15 protein-coding genes are annotated in these 18,506 nt (G+C 43.9%); 3 read left to right on the top strand and 12 right to left on the bottom strand.

Going from position 1 to position 18,506, the window contains the following annotated elements; translation table 11 throughout:
- Window positions 1–17: 17 nt before the first annotated feature.
- The 8 genes from JKP82_RS03845 to soxR all read right to left on the bottom strand — a co-directional run bounded on the left by JKP82_RS03845 (window position 18) and on the right by soxR (window position 7,853).
- Complete coding sequence (locus JKP82_RS03845) at window positions 18–1,265, bottom strand: PepSY-associated TM helix domain-containing protein (RefSeq protein WP_159532344.1); 1,248 nt, start codon at window positions 1,263–1,265, stop codon at window positions 18–20.
- 3 nt (window positions 1,266–1,268) lie between these two features.
- Complete coding sequence (locus JKP82_RS03840) at window positions 1,269–3,416, bottom strand: TonB-dependent siderophore receptor (RefSeq protein WP_159532346.1); 2,148 nt, start codon at window positions 3,414–3,416, stop codon at window positions 1,269–1,271.
- 173 nt (window positions 3,417–3,589) lie between these two features.
- Window positions 3,590–4,324, bottom strand: a complete 735-nt coding sequence (locus JKP82_RS03835; RefSeq protein WP_159532348.1) for an SDR family oxidoreductase — start codon at window positions 4,322–4,324, stop codon at window positions 3,590–3,592.
- Window positions 4,321–4,476 (bottom strand): hypothetical protein, encoded by a 156-nt coding sequence (locus JKP82_RS03830; RefSeq protein WP_159532350.1) that lies wholly within the window; start codon window positions 4,474–4,476, stop codon window positions 4,321–4,323. Before JKP82_RS03830 ends, JKP82_RS03835 begins: the two co-directional genes overlap by 4 nt.
- A 73-nt stretch (window positions 4,477–4,549) precedes the next feature.
- Window positions 4,550–4,894, bottom strand: coding sequence for a RidA family protein (locus JKP82_RS03825; RefSeq protein WP_159532352.1), 345 nt, complete (start codon window positions 4,892–4,894; stop codon window positions 4,550–4,552).
- 213 nt (window positions 4,895–5,107) lie between these two features.
- Window positions 5,108–6,271, bottom strand: a complete 1,164-nt coding sequence (locus tag JKP82_RS03820; RefSeq protein ID WP_159532353.1) for an alpha/beta hydrolase — start codon at window positions 6,269–6,271, stop codon at window positions 5,108–5,110.
- A gap of 94 nt (window positions 6,272–6,365) precedes the next feature.
- Window positions 6,366–7,331, bottom strand: coding sequence for a 23S rRNA (adenine(1618)-N(6))-methyltransferase RlmF (rlmF, locus tag JKP82_RS03815; protein ID WP_159534643.1), 966 nt, complete (start codon window positions 7,329–7,331; stop codon window positions 6,366–6,368).
- A gap of 69 nt (window positions 7,332–7,400) precedes the next feature.
- Window positions 7,401–7,853, bottom strand: coding sequence for a redox-sensitive transcriptional activator SoxR (soxR, locus tag JKP82_RS03810; protein ID WP_041452735.1), 453 nt, complete (start codon window positions 7,851–7,853; stop codon window positions 7,401–7,403).
- A 102-nt stretch (window positions 7,854–7,955) separates the two neighbouring features.
- Between soxR and JKP82_RS03805 the strand changes: the two genes are divergently transcribed.
- A complete protein-coding gene (locus tag JKP82_RS03805; protein ID WP_159532355.1) occupies window positions 7,956–8,369 on the top strand; it encodes a VOC family protein in 414 nt (137 codons plus the stop codon).
- Window positions 8,370–8,434: 65 nt separating this feature from the next.
- Here JKP82_RS03805 and JKP82_RS03800 read toward each other — a convergent pair whose 3' ends face one another.
- The 4 genes from JKP82_RS03800 to JKP82_RS03785 form a co-directional block, all read right to left on the bottom strand.
- Window positions 8,435–9,880, bottom strand: coding sequence for an efflux transporter outer membrane subunit (locus JKP82_RS03800; protein ID WP_159532357.1), 1,446 nt, complete (start codon window positions 9,878–9,880; stop codon window positions 8,435–8,437).
- Window positions 9,873–13,103 (bottom strand): efflux RND transporter permease subunit, encoded by a 3,231-nt coding sequence (locus JKP82_RS03795; RefSeq protein WP_232370658.1) that lies wholly within the window; start codon window positions 13,101–13,103, stop codon window positions 9,873–9,875. The genes JKP82_RS03800 and JKP82_RS03795 overlap by 8 nt, the downstream gene beginning before the upstream one ends.
- A 3-nt stretch (window positions 13,104–13,106) precedes the next feature.
- Window positions 13,107–14,300 carry an efflux RND transporter periplasmic adaptor subunit gene (locus JKP82_RS03790; RefSeq protein WP_159532359.1) on the bottom strand — a complete coding sequence of 398 codons (1,194 nt, stop codon included), beginning with the start codon at window positions 14,298–14,300 and terminating at the stop codon, window positions 13,107–13,109.
- Window positions 14,301–14,613: 313 nt separating this feature from the next.
- Window positions 14,614–15,717: a M20 family metallopeptidase gene (locus JKP82_RS03785; RefSeq protein WP_159532361.1), complete on the bottom strand. Its 1,104-nt coding sequence runs from the start codon at window positions 15,715–15,717 to the stop codon at window positions 14,614–14,616.
- 351 nt (window positions 15,718–16,068) lie between these two features.
- Here JKP82_RS03785 and JKP82_RS03780 point away from each other — a divergent pair, with 351 nt between their 5' ends.
- Window positions 16,069–17,013 (top strand): ATP-grasp domain-containing protein, encoded by a 945-nt coding sequence (locus JKP82_RS03780; protein WP_159532363.1) that lies wholly within the window; start codon window positions 16,069–16,071, stop codon window positions 17,011–17,013.
- A gap of 13 nt (window positions 17,014–17,026) precedes the next feature.
- A complete protein-coding gene (locus JKP82_RS03775; protein WP_218395944.1) occupies window positions 17,027–18,493 on the top strand; it encodes an ATP-grasp domain-containing protein in 1,467 nt (488 codons plus the stop codon).
- Window positions 18,494–18,506: the final 13 nt, after the last annotated feature.

The following is an 18,506-nucleotide window of genomic DNA, read 5'->3' as shown; positions in this document are numbered from 1 at the left end:
GAGAAAGAAAGCCCTTATTAACTTCCAAAAGGTAAATAAGAATAGGCTCCATATCCTAAACAAGCAGCAATTCCGGTAGCAAAAAGCCACGCTACCCACCCCATCTTTTTTAAGGCGACTCGCCAGGCCCCAAACGGTGTATTTTTAGAAGAAATACTGTCAACCTTTCGCCCTACTCGCAACCCGTACATGTACGTGCCAGTTATACAAAGGGCCGTAAGAAAAATACCAAATAAAAAATACAAAATCTTACTCGCTAACTTCCCCGTACTCCCTTGCACTTCACCCCACACACCAAAATGCAGCGGATCTGCTGCTTCTGAAATACGGGTATGTAACGACAAATCATTTCCATCTTGCTTGAAAACGGCTTCAGCAGAAACAGGGTCGAATTGAATGGTATTCGCTCGGCTTCTTACCAGTATTGCACTGGCTTGGCCTTGGAACACCACTACCCCAGCGGCCTTGTTGGGAAGTCGCACTTCTTGAATGGTAAGCGCTTGAAACTGCGCTCGTGCAATATGCAACATAGTGATAAACGCGGCTTGAGTTGGCATTATTGGTGCGTCCATCGCGGCTTCGGTCATTGCGTAGCCTTTGTCACGACTGGGAGCAGCTGCGCCCCAACGTTCTGCTAAATACCAGCTGCCTGTAAGTCCTATCACAATCAAGAACCATAAGCTCCAAACACCAACTAACCGATGTAAGTCGCCCCAACGGGTTTGCCTGTGCCGCCAACGGGGCGTGCGAAAGAAGCCCTTCCACCAGCGCCGATAAATATACAAGCTAGAAATCAGTACCGCCAATATAGCGATAGAAAAGGCACTAACAATGGTGATGCCAAGCGTTAGTGGCAACATTAGATGTCGGTGAATTACTCGCAAAAATCGCTGCCAGTTTAACCAGCGTCCATCGCCTAAATGCTCACCTGTTGTGGGATGAAAAAACAAACGGTGCCGTTGGTTATCCTTATCGCGATAGATAACTTCTGCACTGAACCAAGGATGAAGAGGCGCGTGGATAGACTCTATTTTTCGTACAGGGGGGGTTAATTGCGCGGTTTTAGTAAGAGCTTGTGCATAAACCGCCTGCCAATTCATATCACTTACACTTGACGGGGATACCCGTTTTGCTGAGTTAGCTAACCAATCAATTTCGTGGGACACCACAGCAAGCGTGCCGGTAGCTACTATGAAGCACAGCAGGATGGAAAGCTTAACGCCCACCCAGCTGTGAATAGAAAACCATGTAGACTTGCTTAGCACTTATTAAAAATTATATTGAAGCTGGGCGATAATTTCGCGAGGCTGCCCTGGGAAGTGGCCATTTCTTTCGCTAAAGCCGCTTACTGCATACTCTTTATCAAATAAATTATTCACATTTACACTAAGTAAAACCGCGTCCCATCGTGTTGTCCAGCTTGCATCAAATACAGTGAAAGGCTTTACCCTTTGCGCATCTGCACTTATTTGCTCGCTCACGTAATTCACTCCAAAAGCAATAGATGAGTCGATACTATTAATCGCAAACCTTGTCCACAAGCCAGCTTGATGACGTGGCGCATTTACAAATCTATCACCCTCACCAAAAGTGTTGCTTGAGCTACCGTCAACCACAATAGTATCGTTGTACGCGTAGTTAGCAGTCACGCTGATGGTATCGCTAATATCGCCTACCAAGGTAAATTCGGCACCATCACTTTCTACTACACCAAAATTAATGAGCGCTGATTCGGTATCGTCATTTTCACCTTCAATGTAATCAGGATTATTGTAAACCAAGTTTTCTTTGCTTATATGATACACGGCGACTGTGGTCATAATGCTTCCGTTCAACCACTCGTTTTTCACACCAAACTCAATGGCATCACCGCTAACAGGTTCTAGGGCAGTAACATTGGCATCAGCTTGGTCAGTGGCATCAACGGGGTTAAAGCTTTCTGAATAGTTGGCGTACACCGACATTGCTTTAAACGGTTTATAAGTAATGCCTGCACGATAGGTAACATCTGAATCGTCGTATTCAGTTCCAGTCTCTTTGTCTCGCTCGTCAAACCTATCAAAACGAGCACCTGCCATAACAATAATATTGTCTGTTAAATTCACCATATCTTGTACGTACAACCCTTGACGGTTACGACGTATACCATCTCTTTCTTGGTCAGTAAGGTTATAGGTACTAGGATCGGTTTCACCATAATTTAGCGTAAAAATATTAAGATTAGCGATGCCATCAGCTTCATACCTAGCACGCAGGTAATCGTATTCCGTGTCCATGTAGTGCCAATCACCACCAAATAATAATTGGTGCTCTAAACCCGCTGTGCTGAAGTCGTAAACGAAGTCAGTAGTTAGGCTGACTTCGTCATTGGCACGGTATTGGCTGCGATATTCACGTCGAATAGTCTCGTCATCAATATTAGCTTCGCCGTCACCGTTAACATCAACCCAACTGCGAGACTCGTGATAAGCCTGATCTCGCTCGTTGGTTAAATAGCGAAGGGTAGAACTAACCTTGAATGTGTCGCTGAAGGTGTGTGCTAACTGGGTTTGAAAGACGAATGCTTCCATATCTTGAAAGTCACTTTCTTCGTTCGCGTTATAGGTTAAATCGACTAAGAAATTGCCTTCATCGTCAACGGGGACACCGCGAAGTCGGTGGCCGCCGAGGTTTTGAACGATGTAATCGAAGGTGGTGGTCAACTGTGTATTGTCACTAACGTTATAGAGGATACCGCCAGCTAGCTCGATATTTTCCATATCCGCGTTATTTCTAAAGCTATCTTGTGCTTCATAAAAACCACCAATCCGATAGGCCACATCATCGGTCAACCCACCTGTAGCCTCACCTGAAATACCGCGCAGATCATAGTTGCCACCTGTTATGGTAATTTCTTTATTGTCGGTAAAGGTAGGTTTTTTAGTGACGTAATTAATCATGCCACCGGGTTCTCCGCCGCCATATAACGCTGCCGCAGGACCTTTTAGCACTTCTACCCGGGCAACATTGAATAAGTCAGGCACGCTGAAGCCTGAATAAGGATCGCCCCTTACACCATCATAAAATACGTTATCTTCGTCACGAAAGCCGCGAAATGTCACGCCGGAATAGCTGTACTCACTGACGCCAGCAATAGAACGATATAAGTCGGTAATATCACGTGCAGCTTGGTCAGCAATAAGTTGCGCACTAAGTACTTGCGCAGACATGGGAATATCGATGAGATCAGCATCAGTTTTAGTACCGATTTTGGTTTTGGTATCTAAGTAAAACTGCTGCGCTCTACCTTTAACTTCAACATGTTCTACCGAGTCAGTTTCAGCCTCTTGAGCGTGAACTACATTGTTAAATCCAAGAAAAACAAACCCAGATAAGCCAGAAAGAAAAATTCCAAGTGAGGTAGCGCTGCGCGACATTTATTGTATTCCACTAAAGTATAAAGGACTAAAATTTGGCGCACACCTTAACCTAAATAAGAATCATTTTCAATTGCAAAGCGAGGAATTTACGCTTATTAAACTCATGCTCATTTTAGGTAAAAATTCCTTTTACCTAACCTGCTGTTTTTCGGTTAAATTACCTAGTTAAGTTAAATAACCCCACCATTAGCCCGTAACACTTGTCCATTAACCCAATGTCCTTCGTCGCTAGCTAAAAAGCTAACTACATTAGCAATGTCTTCAGGCTGACCTAGCCTTTCCATTGGGCTCATATTGGCGAGCTTATCGATGAGTTCTTGGGATTTCCCCTCTGTGAATAGGTCTGTTTCCGTAGGCCCTGGCGCGACACAATTTACCGAAATATTTTTACCTCTTAGCTCTTTCGACAAAATAGCTGACATGGTTTCCACCGCAGATTTAGTCGCGGCATACACACCATAGCGCTCTAATTTAAGCCCCACTACACTGGTGGAAAGGTTAATGATACTTCCGCCTACATGAAGTTGGGTCGATGCTAACCGGAGCATGTTGAATACACCTTTCATGTTAACGTCGAACTGTTTGTTAAAATCTTCATCGCTGGTATCGGCTAGCGGTGAAAGCGCCATCACGCCCGCATTGTTCACCAGTACATCTACCTTACCGAATTTTTGTAGCGCTGCTTCAAACAAGCTTTGTGCCTGAGTGTTTTTCGACACATCAGCTTTTACCGCAATGGCTTGCCCACCTTTACTTTTAATTTTATCAACGAGCTCGTTTGCAGCATCACTACTACTGGCATAATTAACTACCACGGCAACATTATTCGCCGCTAACTTTTCAACGATGCTTGCGCCAATGCCCTTCGCCCCGCCTGTTACCAAGGCTACTTTTACATTTTTCATATGCCACCTTCCGTTTCTAAAAATAAAATAATGTTAAGGGGCAAACGATAAAGCTCACTAACCCACTCAGATAAAGCAAATAATGCTAACCCTACTGCTAAACCAGCACTACCACCTATTTGTAAAACATTGATGTTTTTACACAACATCATCAAGGCCCTTTGAATTTATTCTGATATTCCATCTAGTAAAACGAACGACGGCTTAATTAACCCATTGATATATCTATTCTTTAAACGCAACCACCTCTATCTCAACCATGTGGTTTGGGCTATAGAGCCGTTGTACTTCTACTAGCGTAGAGCTTGGATACTGGCCCTCTTTAAACTTTTCTTTTCGCACCTTGCCCAGCTTTTTGAACGCCTCAATATCAGTGGTATAAATTACCTGCTTTACGATACTTTCCATGCCTAGGTTATTATCTTTGAGGGTATTTTGTATAAGGGTATAGATTTCCCTTACTTGCGCTTCCATCGTAGCTTTATCACTTGCGATACCCGATAAATAAACGTTGTTACCTGCAATAACAACTTGGGAGTAACCAATTTCTGCCTCCCACGGGTTATACATTTTTCTCTCTATTTTAGTATCAGCAGTAGAAACAGAACAAAAGAGTAATGTTAAGCCAAGAAGTACGAGGTTTCGAACCAGTCTGAGAAACAATTGGACACTCCTAAATAAACGAAATGGGGTCAAAGTACTTTAATGAAAAGAAGCCTGAAAAAGGGCGCATAAGACTTTAATAGTGATTAAAGTGCTCTGCCCCATCATATTTTGAACAGCTTATAATGTTCCTAAAAATTCGGTAATAGAAGCTTTTAGCGCTACATCGTCTTTAATCAACACTAATGCTTCTTCACTAAACTTTCTAGCACGAACTTTATCTCCACGGCTTTTATAAGCTTTAGCAAGGCTAAACTTTACCTGTGCTGAATCAGGATAAAGCGAGGCATTGTAGTGAAGTATTGCCATGCCTTTTTCAGGCTGCTTCACTCCGTTCGTAATGTAGTCAGCAGCGAAGTTCAGGGAACCTATACGGGGCTTTACCTTATAATATAGGTCGGAAGATAACTTTTTATAGTGTGCCGATATTTCCTCGGGGCCTTTTTCCATTACAGGGAAGGACAATACCCAGTTTCGATATAGCGCATTCGTTGCGTTCACTAGCCCAGTTATGTTGGTTGCTACATGAGGCAATGTAGGAAAAACCTCACTTTTCACTCTTAGCCCTGGAATGGATTTTTCCTCAAAAAAGGCGCTTAACTCTAAAAAAGAATCCCTCATTGTATTTCGTGTTGTGTATCCACTTACAATAACTTCATCACCTAAATTCATATAAATGAACTGGTTTAAGGTTTTGCGTGACGAAATATACTCCTTTATTTTTTTAACTGTCGCGTTATCTCCCCAATGGAGAGACGGACTAAAAGCATAATGAGCAGTAAATAGTTCTGGCCTAGCTTGAAGGGCATATAAAGAGAATAACCCGCCTAATGAGTGCCCCTGAAGTATTTTAAAATCGGAAGTTTTATAGTTTGAGTCGACAAAGGGAATAAGTTCTTTTTCTATATAATCTAGAAATTTATCAGCTTTACCGCTTTCAACGTCAACGGTAGAGTGAGGGCTTGGAGTGTAATCTCTAATGCGATCCTCATTGTCGATTGTGACAACAATTGTGTCAGGTATTAGCCCATCAGCATAAAATTGAGCAATAACGGCACTCACCATATTTTTATAATACTTTCCGTCCAGAGCGTATAAAACAGGGTACCTATGATCCGCGTCACTATCATAGTTCTCAGGAAGGTATACGGTAAACTTTTGTTCTTCATCGAGAACGTTTGAGTTCAGCACTTGCTCTTCTATAACAAGTTGTTGTGCTACTGATAATTGCGCCCCGCAAACCATTACCGCAAAGCTGAGTAGTAATTTCCTTAATACTTTCATGACATCCTTAATCAAACTTTTGAAAACTTAAAAGGATTCAGAGTACTTTAATGATTATTCATTGATTAAAGTACTCTGACCCATTATTTAACATTTATTCAGTAAACGTCCACGCCACAAATCGGCTTTGCTTTTGCCCCTGCCCCATGTCTACTTTGAGAAATTTCTTTGCACCATAGTAATTGATGCTGGTTTCAATGGGTTTTAGGTGGTCGCTTTTAGACACTAAACAAGTGAACCAATCTACCTGTGTTTTAAACGCCACACTTTCAATGATCATGCGCTGAATGAAGGCAAGTTCGCCCCCTTCGCACCACAATTCATTACCGGTTCCTGCAAAGTTTAGCTTTACGCTACTGATATCGGGTTTCGCTTTAGCAGAGGTATGTGCGTTTGTATTAGCTTGAATATCAACACGAGGCTTTTTGCCACTTCGTTTTTGCTTATTTCCTTTAAGACCGATGGCTTTTCGCTCGCTTCCCAGCGCCGCAGCTTCGGCAGATTTGTGAAACGGAGGGTTACACATGGTGAAAGTGAAGTGCTCGTTAGGCTGAATAATGCCCTCAAAGATTTTCGCTTTATTCGGCTGCTTTCGTACCGACAATAAAGGGGAAAGCTTTGGATTTTTGTTAGCAATTGATTTCGCCGATTTCACTGATACCGCATCGATGTCGCTTCCCACAAACTGCCAACCATAGCTTTGACTGCCAATGATAGGATAAATGGCATTAGCCCCAATCCCTACATCCAGCCCTTTTACCTCACCGCCTTTAGGGATAACGCCACCATTGGCTCGCGCCAATACATCGGCAATGCCGTGAATATAGTCAGCTCGACCAGGTACAGGCGGGCATAAATACCCATTAGGTATGTCCCACGTTTTAAGTCCATAGTAGTGAATAAGCAATGCTGCATTTAGCGCTTTAACGGCGTCTTGATTGGCAAAGTCGATACTTTTCTTGCCACTCTTAGCATTAATCACATAGCCCGATAATTCAGGATGTGCTTGGCACAGCGCGGCCATCGGGTAGCCATTTCTATGTAAATTACGGGTGTGCATACTAGTACTAGCGTTTGAATTAGCTGGTTTTGTTATTGCCAAAGGTGAGTTCCTATATTCAGCGTCTATTTACTTCGGGCTGTCACCTAAAAGGAATCGGGCTCCCGCTCCATTCTCGGCAATGTTATCGTTTTTATTGTACAGGTTGCATTTGTCTAAAGACAAACAGCCACAGCCGATGCATCCCTCTAATGAGGATTGTAACGCTGTTAGCTCAGATATACGCCTTGCTATGTGTGCATTAAATATTTCACTAAGCTTAGCCCAGTCTTCTTTATTCGGCGTGCGTTTATCGGGCAGCGTATTAAGAAGTTGCCGAATATCTTCTAATGCATAACCCAATTTCTGAGCGATTAATATAAACGACACCCTACGTATAACCGAACGAGGAAACATCCTGTTTCCTCCAGATGTTCGCACAGAGGGTATGAGAGATTCGTTCGCGTAGTAACGTATAAGCGATACAGCATTGCCAGTTCGCTTTGCGACAAAGCCAATGCTAACAAGGGGTTCAGGGGCCATTTTAAAAAAGTTAAACTTAATACTTGATCTAAAGTTAGCTTGAGATATTAAGCTGTTTCTAACGATTAATCCATAACCCCATTTAATCAATAAGGAAACACTATGCAACCAGCTATACTTGAACACGCTAACATTACGGTCAAGGATCCAGATGCCATCGCTAACACATTATGTGAACTATTTGACTGGCATATTCGTTGGAGCGGCCCTGCCAAAGATGATGGCTACACCGTACACGTTGGGTCAGATTCTGCTTATCTTGCGCTGTACGCCCCGAAAGAAGTGAATACAACGCTTAGCAACCCAACTAGTGAAAGCAAAGCCTCATTCGATCACACCACCCTAGCCCACGTTAATCATTTAGGTATCGTGGTAAAGCATTTAGACACTATCGAGAAAAAAGTATTCGCCTTAGGTTTTGATACATACAACCACGGTAACTACGAGCCTGGAAGGCGTTTTTATTTCATGCTTGGAGAGGGTATTGAAGCTGAAGTGGTGTCGTATACCAGCTAAGAAGCTGAGGTAAAAAGTGGAAAAAAGGGGTCAGAGTTAATTTAAATTTACTCTGACCCTATTTTTTATTCTACTTCGCCCTCGGTAGGTGCTAAACCGCCGCCTAACACTTTATATAGAGTGATGCGGTTAACTAAGTCTGCTTGTCGCGTAGCAATAAGAGACTGTTTAGCGCTATACATAGTACGCTGCGATTCTAATGCAGTTTGGAAGCTATCAATGCCATTTTCATAACGAGCGAAAGAGAGTTCGTAACTTCGGGCAGATGCTTTAACCAAGGCACCTTCAGCCTCAAGCTGATCTTGAATTGTGGCTCGCCTTGCCAATGCATCAGCAACTTCGGTAAACGCACTTTGAATGGCATATTCATAGGCGGCTAAGTACTTCTGCTGCTGTGCTTCACTGTAGGCCAAGTTTGCCTTGTTTTCTCCCCCATCAAATATGGGCAAGCTAATGCTGGGCGCTATGCTCCAAATTGAACTGGCACCGCCGCTAAAAATATCCGATAGCACTGAACTGGCCAACCCGCCCGTCGCAGTAAGCGATATGCTGGGGAAGAACGCAGCGCGCGCCGCACCTATATTCGCATTGGCAGATTTAAGCGCATGCTCGGCAGTCAACACATCAGGTCGCACTAACAATACATCTGATGAGACACCTACCGGTACATCAGTTACCAAGCTGTCACTCCCTCCATAGGTGTCAGTAGGCAAGGTATAAGCAAGCAGATTGTCATCGAATTTCTCACCTACTAATAAACGAAGCGCATTTTTATCTTGCTCCACTTGAGTTTTATAACTGGCTATATCAGAGCGGGCGGCATGGTAAATAGTTTCAGCGCTGGCTACATCTATTCGCGAATCAATGCCATAAGATAAACGTTTATTCGTAATATCCATGGCTTGTTTAGCGTTACTGGCCGTTTCTTCGGCTAACGTCAGCAAGTTACTATCTGCCGCCAAGGTTAGCCAAGCGTTGGCAACTTCACCAATAAGTGAAATTTTTGCCGCTTTCGCGGTTTCACTACTGGCTAAATAAGTTTCCATTTCAGCTTCAGATAAACTACGATTTTTACCAAATAAGTCTAGCTCGTAGCTACTGAATCCCACCTCTGCTTCGTATGTAGTATCAATTTCGCCCGTTGAGTACTTGGTGCGATCGCCACTTAAGCTCACATCAACATCAGGGAACAAATCTGACTTTTGAATGCGGTAAGTCGCTCGCGCCGACTCGACATCGGCTAGCGTTTCCCGAAGGCTTCGATTACTGCTTAACGCCAAATCGATGATCTTCTCTAGCCGTTCGTCTTTAATAAAGTCTTTCCACGGAATATCTAACGCTTGTTGCGATGATAAACCTTGTGTTAGCTCAACCTTTTCGAGCTGCCATTCATTGGTTACCGTAGCGTCAGAGCGTGAATAGTCTGGCGCCATTGAGCTGCATCCAGCTAAAACTAACGCCGCTGCGATAGGCAAGAGTCTACCTTTGTGCAATTTAGAAAACTTAATCATGGCCATTCTCCAACGGCTTAGGCGTATCGGTTTGAGCAGCTGATGAAACTGCATGCTCATTAGCATTATCTGAGTAAACTGTTCGACGTTTAGGGAACAGGCCTCGCACCAACACAAAGAACATAGGCACAAGGAATATACCCAGTACAGTGGCAGTGAAGGTACCACCGATAATACCGGTACCAATGGCAACACGGCTATTGGCCCCTGCCCCTGTAGATATTGCTAAGGGTAAAATACCTAACATGAAGGCCAGAGAGGTCATGATAATAGGGCGCAATCTTAACTTTGCAGCAGTCACTGCAGCTTCAATTAACGACATGCCTTTTTGGTAGGATGCTTCAGCAAATTCAACAATTAAAATGGCATTTTTAGCCGCTAGACCAATAGTGGTAAGTAGCGCTACTTGGAAATAAATATCGTTGTCTAACCCTCGCATGCTAGATGCCAACGCCGCCCCTATAACCCCTAATGGAATAACCATAATCACGGAAAACGGTACCGCCCAACTTTCATATAAGGCGGCAAGTGCCAAGAACACAACTAATATTGAAATAGCGTACAGGGCAGACGATTGTCCGCTAGATAGTTTTTCTTGATAAGACAAACCGCTCCACGCGTAAGTGAGTTTACCTTGCCCGACTTCTTGAGTTAAACGTTCCATTTCAGCCATAGCTTGACCCGAACTCACGCCACTAGCGGCTGCACCTTGAATTTGGTACGACGCTATACCGTTGAACCTCGATAAACTTTGCGGAGCGCTTGACCAAGACGACGAGCTAAACGCCTCAAACGAGGTCATGGTCGTTTCACCATCGGCGTTGGTGCCTCGAACATACCATTCATTTAAATCTTCAGGTTTTGAGCGATATTCAGCATCCGCTTCTATGTACACTTTTTTCACTCGGCCATTGTCAATGAAATCATTCACGTATGAGCCAGCCCACGCTGAAGTCAGGGTAGCGGAAACATCTGACATCGATACACCCAACGCACTTGCTTTGCCGTTATCAATATCAATTTTTAACTGAGGCGTATCACTTAACGCGCCATCACGAATACTGTTGAGTAGCTCACTTTGACGGGCCTTAGCGAGCAATTCATTCTTTAAACGAGTTAGCTCAGCACGGCTGGTTCCCGTCGTGGCTTGTAGCTCGAACGTAAATCCGTTGCTTTGCCCTAGCCCCTGAATAACCGGTTGCGACATAGCAAACACATTGGCATCGCGAATAGTCGATAGATTTTTGTTCATGCGGGCAATAAGCGCATCGGCACTTTCATCATCTTCAGTGCGATCGTCCCAAGGAGATAAAGATACAAATCCCATTCCCGCATTTTGACCACTTCCACTGAAGTTAAACCCTGAAATAGAGAAAGCTCTTACGACAGTATCTTTTTCTTCTGTCATTAAATAGTCAGTGACTTTCTCGCCTACTGCACGGGTGCGCTTAATAGATGCTCCAGGGGGTAAATTCACCTGAAACATAATGCTGCCTTGGTCTTCTTGGGGTAAGAATCCTGTTGGCATTCTTACCACCAGCACACTCAATACACCAATAATCACCGCGTACACCACCATCCAGCGAACTTTTTGATTAACCATGCGGGAAACGCGACCTGCATACTTGTTGGTAAGGTCATCAAATTTTGCATTGAACCACTGAAAGAAGCTTTTACGGGGCGCTTTACCTGATGTAGCAGCCTGTTTATTCGCAGGTTTTTTATGCTTCAGTAAGCTTGCGCACAACGTAGGGCTAAGGGTTAGTGCTACCACTACCGACAAGATCATTGACGACACGATGGCTACCGAAAACTGTTTGTAAATAACGCCTGTGGAACCACCAAAGAAAGCCATAGGTAAAAATACTGCCGACAAAACAACCGCTATACCGATTAACGCGCCAGTTATTTCTGACATTGATTTGATGGTGGCATCTCGTGGCGAGAGGTTTTCTTCTTCCATTAACCGTTCGACGTTTTCTACCACCACGATGGCGTCATCCACCAGTAATCCTATAGACAGCACAATGCCAAACATCGTAAGTGTATTTATAGAAAAACCAAATGCCGAGAGCACCCCAAATGTTCCCAATAGCACTACAGGTACCGCGATAGCTGGAATAAGTGTGGCACGCCAATTTTGTAAAAACAGCCACATCACAATCACCACCAGCACTACCGCTTCACCCAAGGTATGCACTACTTCCGTGATAGATATTTTGATAAAGTCGGTACTATCTCGGGGAAAGGTTACTTCGTAGCCGTCCGGCAGATTCACAGCAAGCTCTGCTACTTTGTCCTTCACCCGCGTAGCGGTAGCTAGTGCGTTAGCCCCTGGCGATAACATCACCGCAATACCCGAAGCGGGATGACCGTTCAAACGAGGAATAGCCGAGTAACTTTCGCTGCCAATTTCTACTCTCGCTACATCACCTAATAATACATTTGCGCCTGTTGAATCATATTTCACGATAATATTGCGAAACTGCTCCGGTGTAGACATCATTGATTGCGCCGTAACCGTGGCATTTAACTCTTGGCTACCCGCAGATGGAATAGCACCAATGTTACCCGCGGGTACTTGCACATTTTGCGCATCAAGTGCACTTGTAATATCAGATGGCATAAGCTCGTAAGCAGCCAGTTTGGTAGGATCTAACCAAATTCGCATGGCGTATTCGGAACCAAACACTCGAGTGTCACCTACCCCTTCTATACGTGCGATAGCGTCTTCCATATTTGAAGAGATATAGTCTGAGATATCAAACGCCGATACTGTATCTGTGGTGTCATATACCGCGGTTACTAACAAAAAGTCAGTGTTCGATTTCGTCACGGTTATACCCTGAGATTGCACTGCCTCTGGGAAGCGAGAATTTACCTGCTCAACCTTATTTTGTACTTGTACTTGCGCGTAATCAGAGTCAGTACCTTGCTCGAAGATCACATTAACGGAAGCACCACCATCTGAAGTACTTGATGATGAAAAGTATAACAAGCCATCAAGGCCGGTAAGTTGCTGCTCTAATATTTGGGTAACACTATTTTCTACGGTTTCTGCATCAGCCCCTGTATAAGTGGTACTTACACTAATAACCGGTGGCGCTATACTAGGGTACTGAGCCACAGGTAGTGACATAATAGAAGCAATACCTGTAAGCATTATGATGATGGAGATTACCCACGCAAAAACGGGGCGGTCGATAAAAAAGCGCGCTAACATGGCCTATTTACTCCCCAGTGAAGATGTCGTGGAACTATCAGCATCTGTCACCGTCACCATAGTGCCCTTGCTATTCATTTCGACCTGAACAGGTTTTACTTCACTGCCGGGCCCTACTTTACCCGCGCCTTCGACTAACAACTTTTCATTTTCAGTTAGTCCGCTTTCTAGCAGCCATTGGTTACCTACCGCGTTAATGGTTTCGACAATACGTTTTTCTACCGTGTTGCTGTCGTCGATAACATAAGCGTAAGCTTCACCAGTCGCCTCATGGTAGATACCTTGTTGAGGCACCAAAATCGCGTTCTCATCAACCGCTTCGCTGACCGATGCACGAACAAACATACCAGGTAATAGTAAACCATCAGGGTTAGGGAATTGGGCACGTAGCGTCACCGCGCCGGTAGAAGCGTCAACTGCCACTTCTTGCATTTTTAATTCACCGAGGTGGTCGTAAGTGCTTCCATCTTCTAAGGACAAGGCCACGTCGGTTGTACCTTGCTTAATGTTATCTTCACGCATTAGTTTGCGTAGCTTAAGCAGCGCTTTGCTATTTTTTGTCATATCTACATAAATAGGATCTAACGTTCGAATAGTGGCTAATGCAGTGTCTTGCTGGGCAGTCACTAACGCGCCTTGGGTTACTGAAGAAATACCAATACGCCCCGATATAGGCGCAAGCACTTTGGTATATTCAAGATTGATTCTGGCGGTTTCCAATGCGGCTTCGTACATCTCTATATTTGCTTTCGCTTCTAAATGAGCAGCGTGGGCATCATCAGCATCTTGTTGAGACACACCTTCGATTTTTAACAACTTTGCATACCGCTCATCTTTTAATTTAGCCGTCGCCACTGTTGCTTTTGCACTGTTTAACGTAGCTTTTGCTTCGTTATAAGCTGCTTCGTAGGTTTCAGGGTCTATCTGATACAAGGTTTGTCCTTGCTCTACCATTTGCCCTTCGGTGAATAGGCGCTTTTGAATAATACCGCTCACTTGAGGGCGTACCTCGGCCACCATAGAGGCAGTTACTCTTCCTTGCAGCTTGGTATCTATTTTATGCTCGGTAGAGGTAACGTTAATGTAAGACACCTCTGTAACAGGCGCAGTTGGGGGCGTGCTAGATTGTTCTTCACAGCCACTAAGCAGCGACACTATGATTAAGAGGCCAATCGGGACCAGTGCATACGTCTTCATTAAGGAGTCCTACCATCGTTTAATTAAGTTAAGTACCGAAGTGGTTAGATTCACACAGTTGCACGGCGAATCCAGAATGGGAGCATGCTATTTAAGGACGGGTTAAGGCTGGGTTAACCCTTGGCATTTATGCGGTAAACGAACAGATAAACGGATAGACAGCATTTTTCGAAGCTGGTTTGACCAAGGTCATATGAAAAAGCCTGAAGAATAGATTTCAGGCTTTTCATAATTCGTATCAATATTTTCAGTTAGTTATTTATGCTTGAAATATCTCTGGCCCGTATAAAAAACACTCGCCAGAACTAGCCCCCTATTTCCCGCCATTAAAATGCGCGAGTATTTTACTCACCTCATTAATACGGCGTTCAAAGCTGGCTTTACTGGCACGTTCGTGAATGGTGTGGTCGCCATCACCATAGGGTCCAAAACCATCAAGAGTAGGGACACCCGCTGCTGATACTACATTGGCGTCGCTAACACCGCCGCGCTTTTCAAGCTTTAAAGGCGCATCCAGAACACTTTCTAACTCAGTGATAAACTGCGCTTGTGCTTCTGTAGGCTGCATAACATCTCGTTGTAACCCACCTGTCAAAGCTATCTTTACTCCTTCTACAGCAGGGTTTTGGGCCACTTCTTCAAACGCGGCCAACACTCTGTCCCGCTCTTCTGATTGGGTGAAACGTGCTTCTACCGTCAGGCTGGCACTGGGGGAAATGGTGTTTGCGCCTAAACCACCTTTCATTTTACCGGCATTAACCGTAGTGCCTTTTTCAAGGTCGGTTAAGTTCGTCAATGCAATTAACATATGAGCCGCTGCCAAGTTAGCGTTGATACCATCGGTATAGTGATTACCTGCGTGGGCTCCCTTGCCTTCAAATTCAATCTGAAAGGTAGCAATGCCTTTTCGAGAAATGACCACGTCGTGATCAGGCCCTGCCGCTTCAAAAACCATACAGGCATCGTAGGCTTTGGCTACTTCACTGGTAAGAAGCTTGCTATCGTCGCTGCCACTTTCTTCGTCACTCACCAACAGCATATCTATGTTGGTAATGTGGCCTTGCTCGGCAAATACGTGTCTAAGGGCAGTGAGTGCAATATAATTACCGCCTTTCATATCACATACACCAGGGCCGTAAATCCATTCATCATCTTCACGAAATTCGGTAAAAGTATCAGGTGGGAATACGGTATCTAGGTGACCAAGTAACAGTAATTTTGCCCCTTCACTCTTTTTAGACAGATAGTGAACATGATTACCGATTACATCTCGGCGATGGGTCTCAACAGAGAAACCAAGCTGCTCCATCCACATATTAAAGATGTCAGCATTACGATCTACACCCGCTTTATTTTTAGTGTAAGAGTTGAGCGATATAATCGTGGCAAGTTCGGTAAAGTCCAGACTACTATTCATGATATTTATTCCAAGTATTGATTAAAACCAAACCACGCTGAAACCCTTGATTATCAAGGTTTATTCACACACAAAACACACGCTTTAAACGTTACTCTCAAAAAATTCAAAATTAATTTCATTTGCACAAAAAATAAACTTGAATAGTTCGCAATTTAGCCGTTTAATGGCGCCGCTTTTGGGAGGGACTCCTCGTACCAAGACGTACCCTGAAGTCTAATATATGTCATATTTCTCATCTAAAATAGTTATTTACCACCCATTTTGGTGCAAATCTTTTAGTTGAAATGTCTTCTTACGCAAACCAAAAAGAATGTCAATTCTTAGGTTTAAAAAATAGGGTTAAAAGTCGTGCCAAAGTATACAGTCGGGATGTGGATGTACAGCAACAGCGGTGGTACTGCCATACAGGCTAAAATCGTCAATCAATTACGAGATCGCGATATCGAAGCAATTACCGATCTTAACTTAGGCCATGCAAACGCGCATAACGGAACCATCACGTGTCACAACGTAAATATGGAAGAGTTAGATGCGTTTTTTTCATACAATGCGGGGCAACAAACGCCCTATCAAGTTTTTCTTTATCAAGTATTAAACGAATCGATTCCGTGCCTTAACAGTTTTGAATCATTCTCGTTGTCAGAAGATAAACTTCGTACTTCCCACCGTTTATCTCGTGCAGGTATACGCACGCCCGATTACCGACTTTGTAACACCAAAGACAAGCCGATGCTTAAAAACACTATTCGCGAGTGGGGCGGGCGCTTAGTGTATAAACCGACCGATGGCTGGGGCGGTATGGGTATTGTAAAGGTAGAAGATGAGCGCTCTTTAGATATGCTTATTCCATTTTTGGATCAGACCAACATTCCTCACTTCTACGTTGAACGTTTTATTAATTACGACATGACAGACTATCGAATTGACATCGTTGATGGTGAATTCGTAGGGTGCTATGGACGTAAAGCGCCTAAAGATGATTGGAAAACGAACGTAACAAGCGGTGGTTCAGTTATACGCCGTGAACCGAATGACGAATTGGTCGCGTTAGCGATTAAAGCCGCAAAAGTAACGGGGCTGGATATCGCGGGAGTGGACGTAATTTACGACCAAGAACATGAAGAATATGTAGTACTAGAAGTAAACGGAATTCCAGCATTCGCGACCCCTGAACAAGAGGCCGCAGGGTTAACCTTCAATGATGGAAAAATAGAGCGGATCGTTAATTTGATTGAGCGAAAAGCAACTGAAAAGCGCGCAAGCATGCAGGCTGCGCTAACCTCTCAACTTTAAACGAGAAAGTAAAATGTCTACAACTAAACTACCTACCATTGGCCTACTCTACTTAGATCACGTTCTGCGCTTCTTCGATAAATCGAATTTTAAGGGTTGGCCAGACAAAATTGAAACTGTGTGTTACCACTGGGGTAACGACAAGGGCCGCTTTGTACGTGAAGTAAAAAGCAAAAATATTGATATTCTTATTGGCAACATTCCAGCCACAGCGTACGAAACGTTTCGAGAAATTGCTCGTGAGCTACCGAACGTTCGCTTTTTGCCAACAATGGACACGCAGTTTGCCAACAAGTCGAAAGAAAACGTCACGCATTTTTGTGAAAAGCACAACCTTCCTATTCCCAAGACTGACATTTTCTATGAAAAAGATGAGGCGATGGCGTTTTTGCGTAGCGCTAGCTACCCGAAGATTATTAAGAAATCTTACGGCCCGTCTAATTATGGCGGCTACTTCGTTCACAAGGTAGATAGCTTTAAAGAAGCGGCCGAGTTGCTTAAGAAAAAGAAATATCATCCGGTATACGTGCAAGAATTTGTACCTATGAAGGCAGACATACGCGTTATGCTAATAGGTCATAAGCCGGTTTGCGCATTTTGGCGTCGTCCGCCGGAAGGTGAATGGCTGACTAATACTAGCCAAGGCGGCTCTATGGACTACGCTAATGTACCTAAAGAAGCGCTACAAATTGCGGTTAACGCTTCAAAGGCCGCTAAAGCTGAATACTGGGCGTCGGATATCGCGTTAGGCGTTGACGGTAAATTCCGCATTCTAGAATGCGCTACCGCTTTTGCTGCGTTCCCTTATATTCGTGACTGGATCGGCCAGTACATAATGTGGACCTTGTGTTCAGAGCGCTTTAAGAAACCGCACATTCCTTTGTATAACTGGGAGGAACTGGGTAAAATTCGCACGCCATTGTTACGCACCATGAGAAACATTACCTTTGGTGAATACACACCAAGTTATGACAGCGCCGATGCAGCAGCCGTAACGAATCGTGAATTATATCCTTTACTACCTGTTGAATTGCAGCTTGACGAAGAATGGCCAAGTGAATCTTGGAATTTTCAAGATAATTACACCCCAAAAAGCAAAGCGCAAATCTTTACCGACTTACATTTAGAAAACCAAGATGTAAGTGAAGACGATGGCCTAGATGACGTTATTGGTGATGGACTAGAGCGTGTTTTAAATGATAGCAATGATGAGTTTGAAGACGGTGTTGAAGCAGATGCAGACGAACTCATTTTAACTACGTCAGAGCTAGAAAGCTTCTTTGCTGGCGTAAAAGGTATAGGCCCTAAGCTTACAGAGGTGATAATCAGTACTCTGGGTGAAGAAGGCACGTCAAAAGCGATTTATGCTGATCCAAGCGTGTTTCTGACGGTTAAAAACATTCAGCAAAAGAAAGTCGATGCAATTATCGCGCATTGGGATAATTTCAAGACTACGCTGGTAACCACTGATTTCTCTTAGCTAAGAAGAAACA

Origin of the sequence: Alteromonas lipotrueae (genome assembly GCF_019249215.1) — a bacterium.
Taxonomy (GTDB): Bacteria; Pseudomonadota; Gammaproteobacteria; order Enterobacterales; family Alteromonadaceae; genus Alteromonas; species Alteromonas lipotrueae.
Note: the sequence above shows the minus strand (reverse complement) of the source record. Positions and strands in the feature narration are given on the sequence as shown.